The following is a 21,895-nucleotide window of genomic DNA, read 5'->3' as shown; positions in this document are numbered from 1 at the left end:
CGTCACATCTCTTCCTTCGCCTGGGTACCGAGCTGGTACATGTGGCAGCCCGGTGCGAGCTTCAGGTCCTGCGTGCGCAGCTGCCCGGTGCGGTCCCGCCACTGCAGGTGCACCGCCAGCGGGCCGGCGGCGTTCTCGCCCAGCCCGATCTGGACGTCGAAGCTGCGGCGGCCGGAGTGCCCGCTGCTGCCGTCGACGCGGCCGACGTACTTCTTGCCGTCCGCGGCGGTCACCGTGACCTCGGCGCCGATCGCCGGTGAACCGGCCGAGGGCAGCGGGCCCGGCGCCACGGGGGCATCGGTGGTCAGCTTCAGCTGCAGGAACTTGCCGGTCTTCGGGCTGTCGTTGTGGTAGAAGACGGGCTGCTCCCACTGCCGCGCGACGGCGAACTCGGGCAGGCCGTCGCCGTCGGCGTCACCGACGCCGATGCCGCGGGTGGGCACCGGAACGGCCAGGCCGAGCTTCGGCGCGAGGTCGACGTAGGTGCCGTCCGAGCGCTTCACGAAGAAGTGCAGGGTCTGGTCGCCGGCGAGGTCGTCGCCGGGCCGGGCGTTCGGCCACCAGAACGGGTTGGACGTCATGCCGTCGTTGGCCACCGCCAGCTCCTGCAGCTGCGGCCAGCGGTTGACCTGCCCCTTGATGAACCCGGTCGCCTGGGCGATCTGGACGTCACCGCTGTTGTTGAAGTCCTCGATCTTGGGGTCCCAGCCCCAGCCCGACCACGCCGTCCGCGTGTCGCCGCTTTCGTCGTGGAACGGGGCCACGCCGTCCTTCAGCTGGTTGCGCAGGTCCGTCAGGTCCTTGGCGGTGTTGACGAACTGGAGGTTCGACTCCTCGACACCCCACGACGTGGTGATGTTGCTGACGAAGATGTCGTAGAGCCCGTCGTGGTTGAAGTCGCCGAAGTCGACGCCCATGCCCTTGAACGAGTCGTTGCCGAGCACCTTCGACTTCGGTTCGGTGACCCCGCGGACCGCGGTGACCTCGCCGAAGGCCACGTGCCCCGGCGCCGACTTGTTGTAGAGCAGGTGGTCGTGCCCGAAGTCGTTGGCGATGTAGAGCTCGGGCAGGCCGTCGGAGTCGATGTCGGTGGCGCTGGCCCCGAGGGTCCACCCGGAGCGGTCGTCGGCGGGGATCGCGTCCGAGGCGTCGGCGAAGGACGCGCTCGGCTGCGTGCCCGCGGTGGCGCCGGTCCAGCGGTAGAGGTACTTCCCGCCGCCGTTCTTCGCGTGCGACATCGACTGGTTCATCGTGATGCCGCCGTCGGCGTTCGGGTCGAGGACCTTGCTGTCCGGGAAGTAGTTGCCGACGAAGACGTCCACGTGCCCGTCACCGTCGAAGTCGCCGATGGTGGCCGCGTTGCTGTTCCACAGCGGGCCGTCGTACTTGCCGTCCGGGCCGCGCTTGCTGCCCGGCACGAGTTCGACCGGCTCGTAGGCGGCGGGAGCGAGCTTGGTGGCGCCGGCCTTCTGCAGGAACACCACCGGGGTGCGGCCCCAGTAGTAGACCAGGACGTCCATCCGGCCGTCTTCGTTGAAGTCGCCGGGGACGCAGCCCATCGGGGCCATGTACTGCCACGTCGGCAGCGGCGCCGGGTCGAGGGCGAACGGGGCGTACCGCTCCTGGCCCTGGCCCGGCGTCGGTGTGACGACGACCTGGTCGCTGCGCGGGTCGACCAGGCAGATGTCGTTGGCCAGGCCGTCGCCGTCGAGGTCGTTCATCGCGATGGCGGCGCCGGTCGAGGACATCCAGGCCGAGATGTGCTCGTACTGCTTGTTGAGCGTCCGGACGTACTGCGACTTCGCCGCCGGCGGCAACGCGATGGTCATCGGGGTGAACTGGAACTTGCCTGCCAGCTGGTCCTGCTCGGCGGCCGAGACGCTCGGCAGGCGCGCGACGAAGAACAACGTCAGCACCAGCGCGATCGCCACGATGCCCGCGAGCTGCCGACGCAGCCAGCGTGTGGTCGCGGTCATTGGTTCACTCCTCCATGGGTCAGCACTTCGCCGGCGATCCGCTGCCGCCAGGCTTCGAATGCCGGGACCTCGCCGTCGACGACCTCCGCCGGGCGCACTTCCTGGGTGATCGCCGCCGCGCGCGCGGCGGGCAGCCCGCAGATCGCCCGCGTGGCGACCTCGGTCTGGGGGATCAGCACGCCGCCGCGCACCCGGGCGTCGGCCGCGAAGGCGCTGCCCTGGGCGAGCTGCCCGCGGTGCTTGCCCGCGCGCTCGGCGAGCTCGACCAGTTCGGCCTCGTCGACACCGCACGCGTAGGTCGACGCCAGCCCGACGCCGGCGTACAGGTCACCGTGGCGGGACGGCGCGAACCCGGCGATCGTCTTCGTCACCAGGTCGACGTCGGTGCCGCAGATGAACCACAGCGCACGGCCGATGCCCTGGTCCATGGCTCGCAGCGCGTAGGCGCTGTACCGCTTGTCCGGCCACGGGAAGCCCGGCTCCTGGTACTGCTGCCGCACGTATTTCTCGGTTTTGAAGTACGCCTGGTGGAAGCCGTAGCCGTCGAGCACCAGCCAGCGCAGCAGCGGGTCGAACCGCTCCGCCTTCGGCCAGGCGAAGCGCGGCAGCCGCGCCATCGCCCAGCCGACGCCGACCAGGATGATGTACTCCTGCCGGGTGCCGCCCGGGCCCGCGACGAAGTCGTCGATGTGCCGGCGGCCGCCGAACGGCAGGCCGTCGAGCATCGCGTAGCCCATTCCCGCGCCTTCGTAGGCGAATCCGCGGAACTGTTCCGGAATGCGACCCAGCCATTCTTCGCACTGGGCGGGAGTCCGCGCTTCCACGGCGTGTGCGTAGCCGAGCAGGAACTTCTCCCCCACCGTTTCCAGCAAGTACTGAGCCTGCGGGCTCTTCTTGTGGAAACCACGCTTGTCCAGCGACGTCTCGGAGACGTCCGGTGTCAGGATGCGGCGCCTCAACGCGCGCCAACCGTCGCCCAACGCACTTCCCCCTTACGGGTCGCATAAATCTTTGGCCGAATACATCCACGGTCACAGATTCCGCACCGGCAGCTCTACTCCACGTTTGCCGCCGGCCCGCGGACGCAGGCGTTCAGCTCGCCGCCCGGTGCGCTTCGGGCCGCAATTCCGCCCGGATCCGCTCGCGCCAGACCTCGTACACCGGCAGCGGTCCGTCGTCGTCCCCGCCGGCGGCTTCGGTCCGGTCGGAGATGTCCCGCAGCGCCTGCACGGACCGGCCGGTGAGGACCTCGGCCGCGAGGTGGGTGTGCGCGGGCACGTAGGCAGCGTAGGTCCGCGCCTTGACCGCGAAGGCCACGCCCAGGGCCAGTTCGTCGTGGTACTCACCCGCCGCGCGCCGCAGGATCCCCAGCCCGCGCTGGTCGGCCCCGCCGGCGAAGGTCGAGGCGAGCCCGACCCCGCTCCACAGGTCCGCCCGGCGGTGTTCGGCGAACCGCCCCACCGCGGCGGCGGCCGCGGTGGGGTTCCCGCCGTGGATGAACCACAGCGCCCGGCCGACGCCCTGGTCGAAGGCGCGGGCGAAGTACTCCGGCCGGCCGGCCCACGGGTAGGGCACCGGCTCCGCCTGCTCGTCGACCCACTTGCCGGTGTCGAAGTAGGCCCGGTCGAAGCCGTAGCCGTCGACGGCGAGCCAGCTCATCGTCGGGTGGTAGGCCACCCCGGTCAGCTCCGGCAGGATGTTCTTCCACAGTGGCCGCGGCAGCCGCGCCATCGCGAAGCCGATCCCGATGTAGGTCAGGAAGATGTACGGGCGCGCCGGCCCCTCCAGCAGGGCGCGCGTGCGGTCGCGGCCGCCGCCGGGCATCGCGTCGAGGATGGTGTAGCCCATCGTCGCGCCCTCGTAGGCGAACCCGCGCTGCTCCGGCTCGATCAGCGCGAGGCGACGCTCGATCTCCCAGAGCGGCGCCCCTTCGATGGCCCATTCGAACCCGCACACGACCGCCTGCGGCACCGCCTCCAGCCGGGCCGTCGCGTCGGTGTGGGTGACAGGGAAGCCGCGTTCGGCGAAGCCGACCGAAGCGAGTGAAGGAGCGAGAAACCGCTTGCGCAGAACTCCGATTACGGTGGACATCTGTCTTGGTCCCTTGTTCGGCGGGGGATCAGGCGACGGCGCGCAGGTGCGGCCGCGCCGCGGCGAGCATGCGCTGGGTGAACGGCGACTGCTTCGACGCGAGCGTGATCGCGATCGGAGCGTCGGTCGGGGCCGGGGCACGCAGCGCGATCCGGCTGGCGGACCGGCCGTGCGGCGCCACGTGCACGGTCGAATAGGCGATGGAGAACCGCGGCCCGGCGGCACCCGGCTGGTGCTGCGCGACCGCGATCGCGGTCCACTGGCCGGCCGGCGCGCCGTGGATGGTCAGCTCGCCCGAGTTCATGCTCGCCATGCCGGTGAAGGCGACCGGGCCGCACTGGGGCACCGGGTCGGCGAACAGCCCGACGAGCGTGTCCGCGGGGGCCGAACCTCCGGGCAGGTCCAGCTGGATCACCAGCTCGCCGGTGCCCGACTGCAGCGACGCGCAGCTGCGGCCGGCCGCACGCAGCGTCCGCAGCGGCGGCAGCCGCCGCAACGTCGGCGAGATCGCCACCAGGAGCTCGGCGACCTGCGGTTCCCGGTACTGCGTCGGCGTCATCCCGACCGCCCGCGAGAACCGGCTGGTGAACGTGCCGACGCTGCTGTAGCCGACGCTGCACACGATGTCGGAGACGTTCAGCGACGTGGTCAGCAGCAGGCGCTTGGCCTCGAAGAGGCGCACCGCGGTGAGGAAGCGGCCGGGCGTCACGCCGGTCGCGTCGGCGAACATCCGGGAGAAGTGGAACCGGCTGACGAACACTTCGGACGCCAGGTCGGCGAGCGTGATGGGTTCGAAGTACCGCTCCCGGATGGACGAAATGGCCTGCAGGACGGCGGGCCGGACCGACTTGTCCACTCTGTCGAGCGCCGGCTCGCGGGCGGGAGCGTCGAACTCGCCGCCGTGTCCGACAGCCGCTATCGATCGCAACATCATCAGCCCAACCTCGAATCCCCTGGTGGAAGTTCTTCTTCTCCTCGTGCCAGGGAAGACGCCGTTTCTCGGGGATCGATTGACGAGCGATGGAGGAGACCGGTGATCCGGTTCACCCGTCGGTGTGACACCCGGTCGGGGCCGGGTGGTCCGCCGGTCCGGGGCGTGCAGAACGCCTGGACGCGGTGTGCCGGACGCCCGCGGCCTTGATCGGCGGCGGTCCCGCGGGACGCGCGTTTGGTCCGATCCGGGGAGGCCACGGCCCGGACGGCGGCGGGTTCGACCAGATGGCGGCGGGTGCACCGCGCACCCCCGGAACCTGCGAAACGCATGCGGGGCCGGGAAGAACCCACGCCGGGTCCGGTGGGCGGTTCACTGGCCGCCGGAGCGGCGCTCTGTCACATTCGGATAGAAGCCCGGAGATCGGCCGTCCACCGACCCGCGCGGCACAACCTGGGGAGCGCGAGGACGCATTGACGATGCTGGAGGCCAGCCATGTACTCCGAACTGCAGCCCACCGACGAGCCGGTCGACGGCGACGTCCACTTCAGCGTGCTGGGGCCGCTGGAAGTGCTGCGCGACGGTGTCGATTACGCACCGAGCGCCCCGAAGGTGCTCTCGTTGCTCGCCGTGCTCGTGATGCGCCCGGGCAAGATGGTACACATCGACACCCTGATCCGGGAGCTGTGGTCGGACAACCCACCCCGGACGGTACGGACCACCCTGCACACCTACGTCTACCATCTGCGTCGCTGCATCATGCAGAACGACCTCGCCGAGGACGCCGAGAAACTGCTGGTCACCAAGCAGTCCGGCTACACGTTCAACATCAATCCGTCCCAAGTGGACATCCATCGGTTCGTGCGGCTGCAGCAGGCCGGCTACGAGCGCCAGGCCGCCGGCGACCACGCGGGTGCCGCCGACGCCTGCCGCTCCGCGCTCGACCTGTGGTCCGGGCCGCCGCTGGCGAACATCCACTGTGGACCGGTGCTGTCGGCCTACCGGACCGAGCTGCTCGAACTGCGGCGCAGCGTGCTGCACCTGCGGATCGAAGCGGAGATCGTCAGCGGCCGGCACCGCGAGCTGATCGGCGAGCTGCGTTCGCTGGCCACCGGCAGCCCGCTGGACGAAGCCCTGCACGGACAGCTGATGCGGGCGCTCGGCCGCAGCGGCCGCCGGTCCGACGCGATGGCCGTCTACCGCAGGCTCCGCACGCGGCTGGCCGGCGAGCTGGGCGTCGAACCCTGTGACGACCTGCAGTCCCTGCACCGAGAGCTGATTTCCGAGGGCGACCACCGGTGAGCCGCCCCACCCGCGTCCCCGGCTCCCGCCGGGCCGTCGCATCGCCTGAGAAGAAGTGAGGAATGTTCGATGCCCACTCCGCACACCCGTGCCTACGGCCAGTTCTGCGGCGTCGCCCGCGCGCTCGAGCTCATCGGTGAGCGCTGGTCGCTGCTGATCATCCGGGACCTGGTGCTCGGCGCCAAGCGGTACGACGAGCTGCAGGCCGGCCTGCCGAAGATCCCGCCGTCCATCCTGTCCGCCCGGCTCAACGACCTGGAGGCGACCGGCGTGATCCGCCGCCGCGTCCGCGCCGAGCTCGACGCGGGCCTGGTCTACGAGCTGACCCAGTACGGCAGCGAGCTGGACCACATCGTGCTCGACCTCGGCCTGTGGGGCGCCCGCTCGCTGAGCAAGCCGGCGGCCGACGACGTCGTCACCCTCGACACGGCCATCCTGTCCCTGTACACGACGTTCCGCCCGGAGAGCGCGGAAGGCGTGCAGATCAACTTCGAGATCCGCTACGACGACCGCATGACGGTGCACGCCCTCGTCGAGGACGGCGCGGTCAAGGTCGGCGAAGGCCGGTTCCCCGGGGCCGAGCTGGTCATCCGGACCGGCCACAACGCGGCCTTGCTGGACCTGATGAGCGGCCAGCTCACCGCGGCGGCGGCGATCCGGTCGGGCAAGCTCGCGATCGAGGGCGAAGCGGCGGACCTGGAGCTGTTCGCGCAGCTGTTCCACGTCCCGGCGGCCCCGGAGCCGGCGAGCGGCCTCGCGGTCCACTGAACGACGGCCGGGCCTGCTCGTCCGGCAGGCCCGGCACCCGAGCGGTCGACTCGCGTGATCGCACGCTCAACTCGCGTGATTGGGCAGTCAACTCACGTGATCGGACGGTCGACACGGCTCCGCGGCAACCAGGATCGGCGTGTCGACCCTCCAGACACGCGTGTCGACCCTCCAGACACGCGAGCCGACCGCCTGGGTACGCCAGTTTGCGTGAGCGGGGGGATGCCGGACCTCCCTCAGGACGGCGGCAGCTCCGCCTCGACGCGCGCCGCCTGCGCCTCGAGGTACCGCCGTTCCGGCCGCTCTCGGTCCGCTTCGCGGCCTTCAGGTAGTGCTCGCGCGCGTCCGCCGGGCGCCCCGCGCGCTCCAGCAGGTGCGCCCGGACCGCGTCCACGCGGTGGCCGACGTCGAGCTTGGCGTCGATGCCGTCCAGCACGGCCAGGCCGGCGTCGGGGCCCGCGACCTGGGCGACGGCGACCGCCAGGTTCATCGTCACCACCGGGCCCGGCATGAGCTCGCCGAGCACGCCGTACAGCTCGACGATCTGCGGCCAGTCGGTCTCGTCCGTGCCAGGTGCCTCGTCGTGCAGGGCGGCGATCGCCGCCTGGACCTGGTACGGCCCGACCGGGCCGCGGCCCAGCGTCGAGCGCACCAGCGAGACGCCCTCCTCGATCATCGCCGCGTCCCAGCGGCCGCGGTCCTGGTCCGGGAGCGGCACGAGCTCGCCGTCCGGGCCGGTGCGGGCCGCCCGGCGGGCGTCGGTGAGCAGCATCAGCGCCAGCAGGCCGGCGACCTCGCCCTCGCCGGGGATCAGCGCGTGCACCGCGCGGGTCAGCCGGATCGCCTCGGTGGCGAGCTCGACGCGCAGCAGGTTCTCCCCCGACGTCGCCGTGTACCCCTCGTTGAAGATCAGGTACAGCACCTGGAGCACCACCCGCAGCCGCGCCGGGAAGTCGTCCGGCGACGGCTCGCTGAAGGTCGACCCCGCGGCGGCGACGCTCTCCTTCGCGCGGGTGATCCGCCGCGTCATGGTCGCCTCGGGCACCAGGAAGGCGCTCGCGATCTGGGCCGTGGTCAGCCCGCCGACCGCGCGCAGCGTCAGCGCGACCTGCGAGGGCGGCGAAACGGCCGGGTGGCAGCACAGGAACAGCAGCGACAGCGTGTCGTCTTCGGCGGCGGGCTGCTCCTCGCCGGGACCGGCGACGACGGTCACCGGCTCCCGCACGGCGACCGACTCCTCACGCCGCCGTCGCGCGCTCTCGCTGCGCCAGTGGTCGGTGAGCCGCCGGGTCGCGACCGTGATCAGCCAGCTGCGCGGGTTGTCCGGGACACCCTCGGCCGGCCACTGCTCGCTCGCCGCCAGCAGCGCCTCCTGGACGGCGTCCTCGCACGCGTCGAACTGGCCGTACCGGCGGACCAGCACGCCCAGCACCTGCGGCACGAGCGGCCGCAGCACTTCGGCGACGCCGGTCACGCCATGGGCACTTCGGTTTCGGCGTCGGCGAAGAAGACCACCTCGCGGACCTCGATGCCGAGCCCTTCGACGGCGGCGTCCGGGATCATCCCGGCGAGCTCGACGGCGCGCTCCTTGCTCGCGCACTCCACGAGGTAGTAGCCGGCCAGGAACTCCTTCGACTCCAGGAACGGGCCGTCGGTGACGGCGGGCAGGCCCCCGCGCACGCGCACGACGCTGCTGTCGGCGACCGCGCCGAGCGCCTGGGTGCTGATCATCTCGCCGGATTCCCGGATGGTGCGGATGAACTCCTGGTGCCCGGTCATGATGCCGTTCATGTCCTCCTCGGACAGCTTCGCCATCACGTCGGGGTTCAGGTACATCGCCAGCAGGTACTTCACGTCCGGGCTCCCTTCAGCCACCCTCGCCGCGTCCGTGGCCGAACATAGCCGACCACGCCGCAAGCGCGGAGTGGAGCTGCCGCGCGGCCGCCTGCGAGGCTTGATCCGGGCAGTCCCGGCTGCCGGACCAGGAGGTTGGCGCCGATGGCCGACGTGTTCACGGACCTGCAGACCGAGACCGAGGCGCTGGCCGAGCTGGCCGAGCGGCACGGGTACGGCCCCGGCCCGGACCTCACCGGGTACTTCGCCCGGCTGACGTCGACCGCGCGGCTGGTCCGGCTCAGCGTCGAGCACCCGGCCGCGTTCGGGGTCACCCCGCAGATCTCCTACGACACGCTCGACGAGGCGATCCTGTGCTGGCTGATCGAGCAGCGCAAGGCCACGGCCCTGCTCACCTCGGCCCCGCCGGCCCCGGAGCTGCCGTGGAGCGACGGCCCGCTGCGCCCGTCGGTGCTGGCGGCGGCGGTGCTGACGGAGCTGTTCGCCTGCGGCCAGGACATCGCCGACGTGGTCGGGACCCGCCTGCGCCGCACGGACGCGATCGGGCACGTCGCCTACTACGGCGTCCGCACGCGCGACCGCCTCTACCACCGCCACCAGGAGACACCGCCCGGCCAGTTCCGCTTCGAGCTGCAGGCGCCGTCGGGCGAGCTCTGGATCTTCGGCCCGGAGGGCGCCCGCGACCGCATCACCGGCCCGGCCGAGGACTTCTGCCTGCTGGTGACCGGCCGCCGCTTCGCCGAGGACCTGTCGCTGGCCTTCACGGGCAGCCACACGGCCGACTGGCTGGAACTGCTGGAGCGCTGAGCCCCTACTCGAACGGCGCCGGGTCGCCCGCGCCGACGCGCAGGATTTCCGCTTCGCCGGAGGAGAAGTCGATCACCGTCGTCGGTTCGACCCCGCAGTCGCCGGAGTCGAGCACCGCTTCCAGGGCGTTGTCCAGCTCTTCCTTGATCTCCCAGCCCTGGGTCATCGGCTCGCCCTCGCCGGGCAGCAGGAGCGTGCTCGACAGCAGGGGTTCGCCGAGCTCGGCCAGCAACGCCTGCGTCACCCGGTGGTCCGGGATGCGCACGCCGACCGTCTTCTTCTTCTCGTGCATCAGCCGGCGCGGCACCTCCTTGGTGGCCGGCAGGATGAACGTGTAGCTGCCCGGGGTCGCCGCCTTGATCGCGCGGAACACCGCGTTGTCGATGTGCACGAACTGGCCCAGCTGGGCGAAGTCCTGGCAGACCAGGGTGAAGTGGTGCCGGTGGTCCAGCTTGCGGATGGAGCGGATCCGGTCGAGCCCGTCGCGGTTGCCCGGGCGGCAGCCGAGGGCGAAGCACGAGTCGGTCGGGTAGGCGATCAGCCCGTCGTTCCGGAGGATCTCGACGACCTGGCCGAGCGCCCGCTTCTGGGGGTTCTCCGGGTGCAGGTCGAAATAGCGTGCCATGGGTCGAGCCTAGGGTCGCTCGCCCGGACCGGCACGCCCGCCCCCGCGCGTCTCCCATCTTGCGGAACCCGGGCCGAACGCTGGGCCCGGCCGCGGGGCACGGCCCACAATCCGCAGTGGACCACAGCCAGGGAGGGCGAGTCATGACGGAGCTGACCGTGCCGGAACTCGACCGTCCCCGTGTCGTCGCCGGGGCGAAGTACCTGTTCGAAGGCCCGCGTGGCCGCGTTTCGCTGACCGAGCTGTTCCGGGCGCACCGGCGCCTGGCCGTGCACCACCCGATGGCCGACCACAGCGGACCCGCGGACGTCGTCCCGGCCGCCGAGGTCACCGCCGCGCTGCAGGACCCGGGCCTGCGGCTGGTGCTCGTCTCCCGCGCGCCCTACGCCAAGCTGGAGCAGTACCGGCGGCACCTCGGCTGGGACGTGGCCGCGTACTCGGCCGCGGGCACGGCGTTCACCGAAGACTTCCCGGCGACCCGGCACGTGCCCGGCGCGGCGGGCGGCGACTCCTGGGACGACGAGTCCGGGCTCAGCTTCTTCCGGCTGGTGGACGGTTCCGTGCTGCACACCGGCTCGGTCGCGGTGCCGCGGCTGGACTTCGTGGGCCTGCTCGCCGCCGCCGGCGTCCTGCCGCCGGCCCCCGGCGGCCACTGACCCGATCGGACGCCACCCGGCGTTCCGGGCCCGATGGCAGGTTTTCGCACCGCTGCCGGCGCACCCCGTTGAGTTATGATCGGCCGTCAGCTCGCACGAAGCGCCCAGACCCGGCCTCCCGGGCGGCCCGGTCGCCGCACAGATCCCGGAGGGTCCGCACTGATGTCTCCGGTCGCCGCACTCGAGCCCTCCAGCGGGCGCTCCGCGACCGCCGAACCCCGCGGCACCACCGCGGCGGACCGGCGCCCCCGCCTGGCCACCTACCTGGCCTCGGCCATCATCGTCGTGGTCATCGCCGGGTTCAGCGTGATCGGGGTGGTCGGCTTCCTCCCGGCGTCGGCCGGCAGTTTCCACGCCGTCTACGCCATCACGGCCGTGGCCGGGCTGCTCGGGATCCAGCTGCTGTGGTTCAGCCGTCCCTCGGCCCGGCTGGACTCGGTCACCAGCCGGGTGCTGCTCGCCGTGGTGGTCGTGCTCGCCTACGTCCCGCTGCCGACCTTGGGCATCCTGTGGGCGGACATGCCGGACTTCGTCGGCGGCGCGGCGCTGCTGGTGCTGCCGCCGCGGTACGCGTGGCCGACGCTGGGCGTGGTCGCCCTCAGCGAGGTGGCGGTCTACCACACGTTCGGCGCGTCCCTGTCGGACACGGTCTACATCGGCTTTTCCGCCTGCTTCTACAGCATCCTCTACTACCTGCTGGCCCGGCTCGCGCGGATGGTCCACGAACTGCACCGCGCCCGCACCGAACTCGCCCAGCGCGCGGTCGCCGAGCAGCGGCTCGCCTTCGCCCGCGACCTGCACGACCTGCTCGGGCTGAGCCTGTCCGCGATCGCGCTGAAGGGCGAGCTCGCGCAGCGGCTGATGCGGAAGTCGGTCGAGGCGGCCAAGGCCGAGCTCGGCGGAATCACCGCGACCGCCCAGCGCACCCTGTCCGACGTGCGCGCGGTCTCGCACGGCTACCGCGAGCTCTCGCTGGAGAAGGAATCGCGGACGGCCGAGACGCTGCTCTCGGCGTCCGAGATCGCCGTGCGCGTCCACCTCGACCAGGGCGACCTGCCGGTCCAGGCCCGCACGCTCCTGGCCAAGGTGCTCCGCGAAGGCGTCACGAACGTCCTGCGCTACAGCGATGTCGAACACTGCGAGATCGACGTCCGCCACCACGACGGCAAGGTCACCCTGGAGATCGTCAACGACGGCGTGACGGCCGACGACCCGGCGAGCACGCTGGCGACGCTGCCCGACGAGGTCGCCGCGCTCGGCGGCTCGGCGACCGCGAAGACCGGGGCGGACGGCCGCTTCCGGCTCAGAGTCGAGCTCCCGGTCCCGGAACGGCTGGGCAGCGGGGGCGCGCACCAAGCCGAACGGCAGGCGGAGACCGACTCCAAGCGGATCCGCCGGCTGCTGCCGGTGGTCATGTCCCTGATGGCGTGCGGGGCCACGCTGCACGTGCTCCAGCTGACCACGCAGCCGTGGCAGGTGATCCTGGTCGTCGGCTCGATCGTGGCGCTGCTGGCGCTGCAGTTCTCCTACTTCAACCGCCCGGCCACCAACCTGCGTTCGGCGCAGAGCTACGGCATGTTGTTCGTCCAGGCCTGCCTCATCTACCTGCCGCTGCTGCCGCTGGGCTCGAAGTGGGTCAGCCTGCCCGGGCTGCTGATCGGCAGCGCGCTGCTGGTCCTGCCGCCGGTCGCGGGCTGGGTGTTCTTCGCGCTCAACATCGCCGCCTACGCGCAGATCCAGCGGATCTCGGGCGCGGACGTCACGTCGACGGTCTTCTACACCGCCGCGACCGTGATGACCGGGCTGGCCGTGTTCGGCCTGTTGTGGCTGGTCCGGCTGGTCACCGAGCTCGACAACACCCGGCGGCGGCTGGCCGAGATGGCCCTCGCCGAGGAGCGGCTGCGCTTCGCCCGCGACCTGCACGACCTGCTCGGCATGAGCCTGTCGGCGATCGCGCTGAAGAGCGAGCTGACGGCCCGGATCCTGCCGCTGGACCGCCACCGCGCCGCCGACGAGCTCGCGGAGGTCCTCGGCCTGACCCGCCAGGCCCTCTCCGACGTGCGGTCGGTGGCCAGCGGTTACCGCGAATTGTCGCTGGACAGCGAGTCGCGCACCGCCAAGTCGGTGCTGATCTCCGCCGATGTCCGGGTGCGCATGGAGATGCTCGAAGACGAGCTGCCCACGCCGGTGCGCACGGTGCTGGCCGTGGTGCTGCGCGAAGGCGTCACGAACGTGCTGCGGCACAGCAAGGTGGAGAGCTGCGAGATCGCCATGCACCGCACCGACGGCGGGATCAGCCTCGACATCGTCAACGACGGCGTCGGGGGCTGCCGGAACGGCGACAGCGGGGACGCCGGGGAGCCGGTGGTGCCGGCGCCGCCCGCGGTGCCCCGCGATTCGTCGCCGGGCAGCGGGATCGGCAACCTCTCGCACCGGGTCGCCGACCTCGGCGGCGAACTGACCGCCGGGGTCGAGCCGGACGGCCGGTTCCGGCTGCGGGCCGTGGTTCCGGTCTGAGCCTTACTGGTCCATACCAGTTGGGGGCTCAGAGCCAGCCGGACTCTTCGGCGATGCGGATGGCGTCCACCCTGTTGCGGGCGTTGAGCTTCGCGACCACCGTCGTCAGGTAATTCCGGACCGTGCCGGCGGAAAGGTAGAGCCGCGCGGCGACCTCCACCGTCCCGTAGCCCTGCGACGTCATCCGCAGCACGTCCAGCTCGCGCGTGGTGAGCGGGCAGTCGACGGTGTCCCAGGCGGCCAGCGCCAGGTCGCCGTCCACCATCCGGCGGCCGGCTAGCACCCCGCGGACGGCGTTGGCCAGCTTGTCGGGCGGGGCGTCCTTCAGCAGGAACCCGCCGACCTTGGCGTCCAGCGCCCGCCGCAGCGTCCCCGGGCGGCCGAGGCTGGTCAGGATGAGGGTCCGGCACCCCGGCAGCTGCTCGTGCAGCTCACCGGCCGCGGTGAGGCCGTCCTTGCCCGGCAGGTCGATGTCGATGACCGCCACCTGGGCCTGGTTGGCGCGGGCCGCGGGCAGGATTTCCAGGCCGGACGCGACCTCCGCGACCACGTCGATGTCGGGTTCCAGCCGCAGCAGGGCGACCAGCGCGCCCCGCACGATGTGCATGTCCTCGGCAACCAGCACTCTGATCACGGGTGCCTCCGCACTCACGATTCCCCAGAAGTCAAGTCAACCATTCTGCTTGACGAATCGGTTGCACCGTTCGGGCATCTCTCGGGGCCGACGCCACAAAATGCACAGTCGCAGGCAAATGCGAGGTTAAAAATATCGTGTCGCGATCGCGCGGCTACGTCCCGTAACGAACTTACCCCATGATCGGTGCATTGTTGGAAATTTTCCTGTCAGGTGGTTTGCGGACACCACGGCGCTCCACATGCGACGAGCCGGTCACCACCCGGCGCGCGGTGCGCGCCCGGCGTGACCGGCTCAGCAGACACGAGAACAGCGGAAACGACACTCAGGCCGCTTCGAGGACGTCGAGGCGGCAGATGCTCCCCAGGATCGGCCGAACGTCACCGGTGCCGTCGCTCCACTGCTCGAACCGGTCGATCGACAGGTCGGTGGCGGCCTGCTCGACCTCGATGCCCAGATCGGCGAAAAGTGCGCGGACGTTGGCAGAAACCTGTGCGGACATTTTGTGCTCCCAGTGGCGAAGATGAATGCTTCACGTGACATAAATCGTCGCCCAGTGGTGCCCGGACAGCCAGTGCCCGCGTCATCGGGCCGCTATGGCTTACGAATGGTCCGTGCGGTTTCGGGAAAGAGTCCGAACGGCCTAACAGGCCATCGAATAGGGGGCGAATCACGCTGGTTTCGTCACCATGCGCGATCGCCCGGATGCGCGGTGCGGTCGCCGCGGACCGCCATGTGCATCCGTCATGTCCGGGATACCCAGCCAGCCCGCCGTCAAACGGGGCATGTGCAAAACGCATGTCGACCACCGGTGAAATCCATCCGCACCGGTGCACAGAGCACTTAAGAAGTAGACGTCCGCGGTCCTACAGTTTTGGTCGGAATCGTTTTTTTCCGCACCCGGAAGCCTTCGCCGGAAGGCCCGGACGCGGCACCGTCGACCGGAGGGGACGGCCCACCATGGATGAGATCGTCCGGCAAGCCGTGGCACGTGCGATCGTGACCATGCGAGACAACCTGGGCGAGCGGCTCACGATCGACGACCTCGCCCGCGCGGCCATGTTCAGCAAGTTCCACTTCACCCGGGTGTTCCTGCGGGTCACCGGGCTGTCGCCGGGCCGGTTCCTGTCGGCCCTGCGGCTGGCCGAGGCCAAGCGCCTGCTGGCCACGACCGTGATCTCGGTGGCCGACATCAGCCACCAGGTCGGGTACAACAGCGTCGGCACCTTCAGCGCGCGGTTCAGCGGCAGTGTGGGCGTTTCGCCGTCCCGCTACCGCCAGCTGCACGGCATGGCGCCGCGGATCGCCGGCCGGCAGGCCCAGCCGGGGTCCGGGGCGACCGTGCGCGGTCAGCTGCGGGTCGCCACCGACGCCGAGGTCGGGCCGGTTTTCGTGGGTCTGTTCGCCGCCCGCATCGCCGAAGGCGCGCCGGCCCGCCACGCGATCCTGCCCGGTCCGGGGCCGTACGCGCTGACCGACGTCCCGCTGGGGTCCTGGTACGTCCTGACGCACGCCTACGGCACCACCCCGCTCGACAACCACGGGCTGCGGCCGTTCACCGGCCTGACCGGGCCGGTGACCATCCACCGCGGCGTCACGGCGAGCCTCGCCGACGTCCGGGTGCGCCCGCGGCACGGTTTCGACCCGCCGGTCCTGCTGGCCCTGCCCGACCTGCGCCAGGCCGTGGTCTCCCGCCCGCTCGCGAGCTGAGCGGGCAATTGCCGGCACCCGAATCCGCCGTCCGTTAATCCACGGGCGGCGGACTCACCTGTCCGGGGTGAACACAGCCATTCGGCCCAGCAGCCGGCATCGGCCGCCGGATTGCCCGCACCGGGCGGGATCGGGCAGGCGAGGCGGCGAATTCCGGTATTCCGGGGATCCCGATCGCGGGAAACTCCGGCAGCGCCGCGCAATGGCGTACAATTGCGGTTCGGAGTCGCCGGACTGGGGTGCGAGGTACCGACGTGATCAAGGTGTTGCTGGCCGAGGACATGCACATGGTCCGCGGCGCCCTGGTCGCCCTGCTGAACCTCGAATCCGACATCGAAGTGGTCGCCGAGGTGTCCTCGGGCGACCAGATCCTCCCCGCCGCCAAGGCGGCCAAGCCCGACGTCGCGGTCATCGACATCGACCTGCCGGGCAAGGACGGGCTGTCCGCGGCGATCGAGATCCACGAGAGCGTGCCCGGCTGCCATACGCTCATCCTGACCAGCCTCGGCCGCCCGGGCACGGTGCGCCGGGCCCTGGACGCCAAGGTGAACGGCTTCCTGCTGAAGGACGCGCCGTCGGACAAGCTGGCCAACGCCGTGCGCTCGGTCGCCATCGGCCGCCGGGTCATCGACAGCGAGCTGGCCTTGGCCGCCTGGGAAACCGACGACTGCCCGCTGACGCCGCGCGAAGTCGAGATTTTGGGCCTGGCCGCGAAGGGGCGCACGGTCTCCGATATCGCCTCCGAGCTGTTCCTGTCCGCCGGCACGGTCCGCAACTACCTGGCCTCCGTCGTGACGAAGCTGAACGCCCGCAACCGGGTCCACGCCATCCGGATCGCCACCGAAGCCGAGTGGCTCTGACCCACCCTCCACTGTGGAGGGTGGCAACCGTCTTCGCACCAATCAGGACGACCGCCTGGGCCTGCGGGAAAACGTTTACCGTCGCCCCAGGGGGATGGCCACCAGCAGCCGGTGGGTGCCGTCGGCCCCCGCTTCGGTCGTCAGCGTTCCGTTCAGGACGTCGATGCGGTCGCGGAGGTTGCGCAGCCCCGCCCCGGAATCGGCGGCACCCTCGCCGGCCGCGCCGGCCGCGCCGTCGTTGACGATCTCCAGCCACGCCGTCCCGTCCCCGGCGCTCACCGACAACGCGCACCAGCTGGCGGTGCTGTGGCGCACCACGTTCGTGACGCCTTCGCGCAGCACCGTCCCGAGCGCGGTGGCCACCCGGGGCGGCAGGTCGCCGAGGCCGGCGCGGGCCACCGTCACGCGGGTCCCGGCCGCGCTCAGCACGTCGGCCGCGACCTTGCATTCCTCCTCGAGCGACAGGTCGCGGTAGCCCGCGGCGATCGTGCGGACGTCGGCCAGCGCGCGCCGCGACATCACCAGCAGCTCGGCCAGTTCCTCCTTCGCCTGCGCGGGCCGGGTGGGCACCAGGCGGTCGACGAGTTCACCCTTCAGGGTGATCGCCGAGAGGCTGAGCCCCAGCAGGTCGTGGAGGTCGCGGGAGAACCGCTTGCGTTCTTCGATGCCGGCCTGGCGCTTCAGCTCGCGGACCTCGTCGTCCCGCTCGTCCACCAGCCGCGCGGCCGTGCCGAGCCCGAACAGGGTGAGCGCGGCGACCCCGGCGGTCACCGTGGCCGCCACGCCCACGACCACGTCCACCGAACCGGCGTGCCAGGCCGGTCCGAACCCGGCCACCGCGCACGCCGCCAGCGCGCCCGCGACCGCCCTGGCCGGCGGGTACACCAGCAGCAGCCCGCCGGCGAAGAACCCGCCTGCCGTGCTCCACGAGGCCCCGAACTGCAGCAACGGCCCGAAAGCCACCGCTCCCTGGCCGACGAGGACCAGCGCCGGGTGGGCGATGCCGCCGTAGACGAACCAGGCCAGGTGCCCGCCGGACAGGGCCACCGCGCAGACCAGCGCGGCCAGCCGCACGGGCCACGGTTCCCCGCCGGTCAGGACGGGCAGGACCGCCAGCAGCGCGACCCCGGCGGCGGCCGCCGCCTGCGCGCCCAGCACGAGGACGCGGATCCCGGGCCGCTCCCGCTTGAACGGAGAAGCCTGCCCGGCGTCCCGTCCCCGGAACCCCGTACCGCGAATGCGCACCGGCCGAACCACGGCCCCTCCCCACGCCCCCACGCCCCAGTGGTACCAAGGTAACAGGGCGGGACGTTCCGGGCGGATCGTCCGTCAGCGGGAGAACGGGAAGTCCAGGACGCACTCGCCGACGCTCACCTCCGTCGGCCACTCCAGTTTCAGCGAGCGGTCGACGCGGTCGCCGGCGTCGACCGGGACGGCGTGCGCGGTCAGGCCCATCGCCTTGGCGGTGAGGTAGAGGACCTGCTGCAGCGCCCCCACGTGCACCAGCGTGGTCGCGTAGGCGGCGCTGCCGAGCACCCAGGCGATCCGCGACATCCGCGCGGTCATCGTCAGCAGCACCGAAGGCCTGCGGTGGCTGCCGGCGCCGATCATCGCGACGTCGAGCATCCCGTCCAGGACCCCCATGTCGTCGTTGATCAGCGTGAGCGTGTGCCACAGCGGGTCGTAGTGGTAGGTCCCCCGCGCCAGGCCCGCGCAGCGGTTGATCCCGACGTAGATCTCCAGCTCGTACAGGCAGGCGACGCTGAAGTACGGGCGCTGGGACGCCTCGTGACCGGGTCCGCCGGGCAGGTGGGCGGGCCCGATCGACCGCACCCGGGCCGCGCGGTAGAGCAGCTCGCCGACCTGCTCGGCGGACAACGCGCGTTCGGTGACCTCCGGACAGGTGTGGTCGGCTTCGAGCAGCGTGGTCAGCGCCGGGTCGGTCGCCTCGATCACGGCCGGGTCCGGCCGGGGCAGCGGGAAGGTCGGGCCGGCGGTGATCTGCTTGACCACCGGCGGTTCGGCACCCGCCCGGCGCGCCTGCGGGTCCGGCGGCCTGCCCTTCTGCCAGGTCCGGCTGCGGGCGTGGAACCGCAGGTCCTCGGGCGACCAGGCGGCCAGGTCGGCGTCGGTGTCCTCGGCGAACGCGGCCCAGTCGTCGGCCACCAGCACCACGCCCGCGGCCACCAGGAACGCCACGACGTCCGCCACCAGCGGCTCGGCCAGCCCGGTGGCCTCGGCGACCTGCGCGACCGTGACCGGCCCGGCCAGTGCCGACGCCACGGTGACCGCGGGCGGCCGCAGCAGCGCGACCCGGTACCGGGCGCGGGGCGACTCGAGCTGCAGGCCGCCGTCCTCCGGGCGGATCGCCGAGAACCGGGACAGCTTGATCAGCCGCCCGGGCGGCACCGGATCGCTCGGGAAGACCGGGGACTGGGTCACCGGGATGGCCGACAGGACCGGCCCGCGGCCGTCGTTGAGCGCCAGCGAGTGCACGACCGAGCCGGACAGCCGGTTGAGGACCTTCCGCAGGACGCCCGCCCAGGCTTCCGCACCCCCGCTCGCCGACGCCGCGAGGTTGCCCATCGACACCGGGCCCAGCACCATCCGGCTCAGCGATTCGCGGACCGACCCGGGTATCCCCGCCAGCTCGTACTCACCCCACCAGGTGATCGCGACGACCGTGTCGTCGTCCCCCGCCTCCAGCAGGGTGTCTTCGGTGAGGGACCAGAGCCGGACGGTCTCCGGGATCCCCTCCGGGCGATCAGCAGGCAAGGCCAACTCCTCAAGCCGGGCAACGAACACGTGCCCCCGCCGGGGGCGCCGTCACAGGAACATCGGGAACGGGTTGAGCCGCTCGTACGGGGTCGGCGCGTCGAGCCGGCCCAGCCGGACCGGGACGTCGAAGAGCCGGCCGGGCGCGAACCGGGCCCAGAACGGGCGCAGCCCCGGCACGATCACCTTCGCCACCGGGATCCCGACGTCCGGCCGCGTCTGGTCGAGCACCAGCAGCTCCAGCCCGGCGCGGCCGAACACCCGGCCCAGCGCCTCGACGTCGTCGCGGACGTCGGTCCGGTTGACGAACGGGAAGTCCGCGGCGGTGCGCATCCGCTGCCCCGCCGCGGGCCGCAGGTACGGCTGGTTCGCGACGGTGGCGTGGGCGAGCCAGCGACGTGCGTCCGGGTCGTCGAGGCCCTCGCCGGCGGCCCGCACCACGGGCAGCATCTGGTTGAGCTCGGTCACCGCGCGACGCACCGCGATCCGCGGGTCCAGATGCGCGCCGAAGCCGAGCATGATGTCCTCGTGCGGGCTGTCGGTCCGCCGGGACAGCGCGGCGGTGACCGGGATCCCCAGGTCCGACGTCACGTCGAGGACCCACAGCTCGCGGCCGATCGCCCCGTAGTTCGCGGACATCTCCGCCAGCCACGGATCGGCGAAGGACGCGAGGTCGACGCCCGGCACCGGCGTGCGGTTGTACCACCACAGCGCGACGGCGTCGCGCTCGACCAGTTCCAGCGCACCCTGCAGGATCGCGTCCTCCAGGCTGCTGCCCGCCGCCGCGCCGTTCGAGTCGGCGCGCACCCCGCGCGCCGCGCTCCCCCGCGGCGTGCCGTAGTACAGGTAGGACGTCGGCAGCAGGCGGCGGTGCCCGGCGGTCGACCACACCGGCGTCCAGTCGATCGCGGCGGTGCGGTCGAACGGCTCGCCGACGCGCTGGAAGTCCGCGTGCTCGGGGTTCCAGGTCGCGCGTTCGGCGTACTGCCGGTCGGCGAAGAGCATGCATTCGTTGGGGTGCACGGCCTGCTCGGCCAGCTCGTCGTAGGACCCGTGGATCCGCAGTTCGTCACCCTGGAAGTTGCCGGAGAACCGTTCCGCGGCCTCGCAGAGCGCGCTGACCTCGGCGTCGAGCGGGCTGACGCCCTTGCCGCCGTTCTCGCAGCGCAGCCCGGCCCGCAGCGCCGCCATGCCGGTGACGCCGCGGGCGATGTTGGGCCCGGAGCGGTAGGCGTTGGCGAACCACGGCGCGGCCGGGTCGCGCTGGATCTCCTTGATGATCCCGGTGATCGGGCTGACCAGGTGCCGGTGCCGGTCGAGCATCTGCGCCGGCGTCGCCGTGCGGTGCCCGCCGCCCCCGGTGGTCGCCTTCTTGGCCGGCTGCAGCACGACGGGGCGCGCCGAGCGCCAGGCCACTTGCCACGGGTCGCCGCAGCGCGGGCACTGCGGGCGGCGGCGCAGCTCGTGCAGCCGGCCCTGCAGGTCGAGCGTGTCGAGCGTCCACACGCACTGCTGGCCCTGGTACCGGTACCCGGCCACCCACTTGGCCGCCTCCAGCGCGACGAGGTGCGCGGCGGCCGCGGTCAGCGGCGGCAGGGCGGCCACCGGGTGGCGCGCCGGGCCGGCGTGGCCGAGTTCCTCCTGCACGCACGCCTCGGCGTGCCGGTGGCCCCACAGCCGGTGGGTCAGGCAGTGCCAGCACGCGCCGCCCGGCTGCAGCACGGGCCCGATCCACACGTGGGCGCCCCACGGGCGCGCCAGCAGCCACGGCCGCCCGGCCCGCCGGTGCTCGGCGTCGATCCGGGCCAGCCGCGGGTCGAGGTAGTCGGCGCACAGCACGACCGACAGGTCCGCGGGGCCGCTGTCGGTGCGGACACCGAGCCCGGCGCCGGCCAGGGCCCGCTCGACCGCGCCCGGGTCGACGCCGTCGGCGTCGTCGCCCACCGCGGTCAGCCGCACGGTGCCCTGCCGCGCGGCCGCGAGGTCGGCGTCGACGCCGCAGGCGTCCCAGTAGGCCAGCACGCCCTCGTTGCCGGGCCGGGATTCGGCGGGGGCGCTGCGCAACGTCACCAGGCCGGCGTCGACCAGCTGCGTCAGCAGCGCGGCGACCTCTTCCGGCGCCATCCCGCCGGGACGGCCGCGCAGCAGCCGTTCGAGGTCGTGCGTGCCGTCCAGCAGCGCGGCCAGCGACTCGATCTTGGCGCCGCGCATCGCGATGACGCCCTGTTCGGAGAACAGGTAGGCCCCTTTGCCTGCCCGCACTTCCGCCCTCAGGTGCCGTCGGAACGCGGGTGCCGGGGTGGCGGCCGGCGCGGGCGCGGGCTCGCCGTCGCCTGCCTGGACCCGGGCGTCCACCGCTGCGTTGCGCATGCGCTCTCCTGCCGGTCGT

The 21,895-nt window shown here is 72.1% G+C and carries 18 protein-coding genes and 1 pseudogene; 7 read left to right on the top strand and 12 right to left on the bottom strand.

Annotated features, from left to right (window positions below; translation table 11 throughout):
- Nucleotides 1-2 precede the first annotated feature (2 nt).
- The 4 genes from AB0M93_RS47660 to AB0M93_RS47645 form a co-directional block, all read right to left on the bottom strand.
- Entirely contained in the window at nucleotides 3-1,976 is a 1,974-nt protein-coding gene (locus AB0M93_RS47660) for a CRTAC1 family protein (protein ID WP_364287834.1), read from the bottom strand.
- A complete protein-coding gene (locus tag AB0M93_RS47655; protein WP_364287831.1) occupies nucleotides 1,973-2,935 on the bottom strand; it encodes a DUF1702 family protein in 963 nt (320 codons plus the stop codon). The genes AB0M93_RS47660 and AB0M93_RS47655 overlap by 4 nt, the downstream gene beginning before the upstream one ends.
- A gap of 133 nt (nucleotides 2,936-3,068) precedes the next feature.
- Entirely contained in the window at nucleotides 3,069-4,067 is a 999-nt protein-coding gene (locus AB0M93_RS47650; protein WP_364287828.1) for a DUF1702 family protein, read from the bottom strand.
- Nucleotides 4,068-4,095: 28 nt separating this feature from the next.
- On the bottom strand, nucleotides 4,096-5,001 hold the full coding sequence (locus tag AB0M93_RS47645; RefSeq protein ID WP_364287825.1) for an AraC family transcriptional regulator: 906 nt from the start codon (nucleotides 4,999-5,001) through the stop codon (nucleotides 4,096-4,098).
- Between the two features lie 492 nt (nucleotides 5,002-5,493).
- On the opposite strand from AB0M93_RS47645, the gene AB0M93_RS47640 reads away from it, so the two are divergent.
- Together AB0M93_RS47640 and AB0M93_RS47635 are read left to right on the top strand one after the other, a co-directional pair.
- Entirely contained in the window at nucleotides 5,494-6,300 is an 807-nt protein-coding gene (locus AB0M93_RS47640; protein WP_364287822.1) for an AfsR/SARP family transcriptional regulator, read from the top strand.
- Nucleotides 6,301-6,369: 69 nt separating this feature from the next.
- Nucleotides 6,370-7,068, top strand: coding sequence for a winged helix-turn-helix transcriptional regulator (locus AB0M93_RS47635; protein WP_364287819.1), 699 nt, complete (start codon nucleotides 6,370-6,372; stop codon nucleotides 7,066-7,068).
- Nucleotides 7,069-7,304: 236 nt separating this feature from the next.
- On the opposite strand, the pseudogene AB0M93_RS47630 reads toward AB0M93_RS47635, so the two are convergent.
- A pseudogene (locus AB0M93_RS47630) lies at nucleotides 7,305-8,542 on the bottom strand (DUF6596 domain-containing protein).
- A complete protein-coding gene (locus AB0M93_RS47625) occupies nucleotides 8,539-8,922 on the bottom strand; it encodes a YciI family protein (RefSeq protein WP_364287816.1) in 384 nt (127 codons plus the stop codon). The pseudogene AB0M93_RS47630 and the gene AB0M93_RS47625 overlap by 4 nt, the downstream one beginning before the upstream one ends.
- Nucleotides 8,923-9,066: 144 nt before the next feature.
- Here AB0M93_RS47625 and AB0M93_RS47620 point away from each other — a divergent pair, with 144 nt between their 5' ends.
- Entirely contained in the window at nucleotides 9,067-9,729 is a 663-nt protein-coding gene (locus AB0M93_RS47620; protein WP_364287813.1) for a maleylpyruvate isomerase family mycothiol-dependent enzyme, read from the top strand.
- 4 nt (nucleotides 9,730-9,733) lie between these two features.
- Here the strand turns inward: AB0M93_RS47620 and AB0M93_RS47615 are convergent, their stop codons facing one another.
- Nucleotides 9,734-10,354 (bottom strand): L-threonylcarbamoyladenylate synthase, encoded by a 621-nt coding sequence (locus AB0M93_RS47615; RefSeq protein WP_364287810.1) that lies wholly within the window; start codon nucleotides 10,352-10,354, stop codon nucleotides 9,734-9,736.
- Nucleotides 10,355-10,497: 143 nt separating this feature from the next.
- On the opposite strand from AB0M93_RS47615, the gene AB0M93_RS47610 reads away from it, so the two are divergent.
- Both AB0M93_RS47610 and AB0M93_RS47605 read left to right on the top strand, forming a co-directional pair.
- Nucleotides 10,498-11,010: a DUF899 family protein gene (locus AB0M93_RS47610; RefSeq protein WP_364287807.1), complete on the top strand. Its 513-nt coding sequence runs from the start codon at nucleotides 10,498-10,500 to the stop codon at nucleotides 11,008-11,010.
- A 162-nt stretch (nucleotides 11,011-11,172) separates the two neighbouring features.
- Nucleotides 11,173-13,527 (top strand): histidine kinase, encoded by a 2,355-nt coding sequence (locus AB0M93_RS47605; RefSeq protein WP_364287804.1) that lies wholly within the window; start codon nucleotides 11,173-11,175, stop codon nucleotides 13,525-13,527.
- A gap of 28 nt (nucleotides 13,528-13,555) precedes the next feature.
- On the opposite strand, the gene AB0M93_RS47600 is transcribed toward AB0M93_RS47605, so the two are convergent.
- Both AB0M93_RS47600 and AB0M93_RS47595 read right to left on the bottom strand, forming a co-directional pair.
- Nucleotides 13,556-14,161 (bottom strand): response regulator transcription factor, encoded by a 606-nt coding sequence (locus AB0M93_RS47600; RefSeq protein WP_364287801.1) that lies wholly within the window; start codon nucleotides 14,159-14,161, stop codon nucleotides 13,556-13,558.
- A 325-nt stretch (nucleotides 14,162-14,486) separates the two neighbouring features.
- Entirely contained in the window at nucleotides 14,487-14,663 is a 177-nt protein-coding gene (locus AB0M93_RS47595; protein ID WP_364287798.1) for a hypothetical protein, read from the bottom strand.
- A 458-nt stretch (nucleotides 14,664-15,121) separates the two neighbouring features.
- Here AB0M93_RS47595 and AB0M93_RS47590 point away from each other — a divergent pair, with 458 nt between their 5' ends.
- A complete protein-coding gene (locus AB0M93_RS47590; RefSeq protein ID WP_364287795.1) occupies nucleotides 15,122-15,871 on the top strand; it encodes an AraC family transcriptional regulator in 750 nt (249 codons plus the stop codon).
- A 254-nt stretch (nucleotides 15,872-16,125) separates the two neighbouring features.
- Nucleotides 16,126-16,731 (top strand): response regulator transcription factor, encoded by a 606-nt coding sequence (locus AB0M93_RS47585; RefSeq protein WP_364287792.1) that lies wholly within the window; start codon nucleotides 16,126-16,128, stop codon nucleotides 16,729-16,731.
- A gap of 75 nt (nucleotides 16,732-16,806) precedes the next feature.
- Here AB0M93_RS47585 and AB0M93_RS47580 read toward each other — a convergent pair whose 3' ends face one another.
- The 3 genes from AB0M93_RS47580 to AB0M93_RS47570 all read right to left on the bottom strand — a co-directional run bounded on the left by AB0M93_RS47580 (nucleotide 16,807) and on the right by AB0M93_RS47570 (nucleotide 21,876).
- Nucleotides 16,807-17,976, bottom strand: coding sequence for a histidine kinase (locus AB0M93_RS47580; RefSeq protein ID WP_364287789.1), 1,170 nt, complete (start codon nucleotides 17,974-17,976; stop codon nucleotides 16,807-16,809).
- 84 nt (nucleotides 17,977-18,060) lie between these two features.
- Nucleotides 18,061-19,506 (bottom strand): SagB/ThcOx family dehydrogenase, encoded by a 1,446-nt coding sequence (locus AB0M93_RS47575; protein ID WP_364287786.1) that lies wholly within the window; start codon nucleotides 19,504-19,506, stop codon nucleotides 18,061-18,063.
- Nucleotides 19,507-19,557: 51 nt separating this feature from the next.
- Complete coding sequence (locus AB0M93_RS47570) at nucleotides 19,558-21,876, bottom strand: TOMM precursor leader peptide-binding protein (RefSeq protein WP_364287783.1); 2,319 nt, start codon at nucleotides 21,874-21,876, stop codon at nucleotides 19,558-19,560.
- Nucleotides 21,877-21,895 lie beyond the last annotated feature (19 nt).

This window comes from Amycolatopsis sp. NPDC051102 (assembly GCF_040682815.1).
Lineage (GTDB): Bacteria > Actinomycetota > Actinomycetes > Mycobacteriales > Pseudonocardiaceae > Amycolatopsis.
Note: the sequence above shows the minus strand (reverse complement) of the source record. Positions and strands in the feature narration are given on the sequence as shown.

Bases quoted from the DNA above. Each gene is read 5' to 3' on its own strand.
- AB0M93_RS47660 (WP_364287834.1), bottom strand. From the start codon at position 1,976: ATGACCGCGACCACACGCTGGCTGCGTCGGCAGCTCGCGGGCATCGTG.
- AB0M93_RS47650 (WP_364287828.1), bottom strand. From the start codon at position 4,067: ATGTCCACCGTAATCGGAGTTCTGCGCAAGCGGTTTCTCGCTCCTTCA.
- AB0M93_RS47645 (WP_364287825.1), bottom strand. From the start codon at position 5,001: ATGATGTTGCGATCGATAGCGGCTGTCGGACACGGCGGCGAGTTCGAC.
- AB0M93_RS47640 (WP_364287822.1), top strand. From the start codon at position 5,494: ATGTACTCCGAACTGCAGCCCACCGACGAGCCGGTCGACGGCGACGTC.
- AB0M93_RS47635 (WP_364287819.1), top strand. From the start codon at position 6,370: ATGCCCACTCCGCACACCCGTGCCTACGGCCAGTTCTGCGGCGTCGCC.
- AB0M93_RS47620 (WP_364287813.1), top strand. From the start codon at position 9,067: ATGGCCGACGTGTTCACGGACCTGCAGACCGAGACCGAGGCGCTGGCC.
- AB0M93_RS47615 (WP_364287810.1), bottom strand. From the start codon at position 10,354: ATGGCACGCTATTTCGACCTGCACCCGGAGAACCCCCAGAAGCGGGCG.
- AB0M93_RS47610 (WP_364287807.1), top strand. From the start codon at position 10,498: ATGACGGAGCTGACCGTGCCGGAACTCGACCGTCCCCGTGTCGTCGCC.
- AB0M93_RS47605 (WP_364287804.1), top strand. From the start codon at position 11,173: ATGTCTCCGGTCGCCGCACTCGAGCCCTCCAGCGGGCGCTCCGCGACC.
- AB0M93_RS47595 (WP_364287798.1), bottom strand. From the start codon at position 14,663: ATGTCCGCACAGGTTTCTGCCAACGTCCGCGCACTTTTCGCCGATCTG.
- AB0M93_RS47590 (WP_364287795.1), top strand. From the start codon at position 15,122: ATGGATGAGATCGTCCGGCAAGCCGTGGCACGTGCGATCGTGACCATG.
- AB0M93_RS47570 (WP_364287783.1), bottom strand. From the start codon at position 21,876: ATGCGCAACGCAGCGGTGGACGCCCGGGTCCAGGCAGGCGACGGCGAG.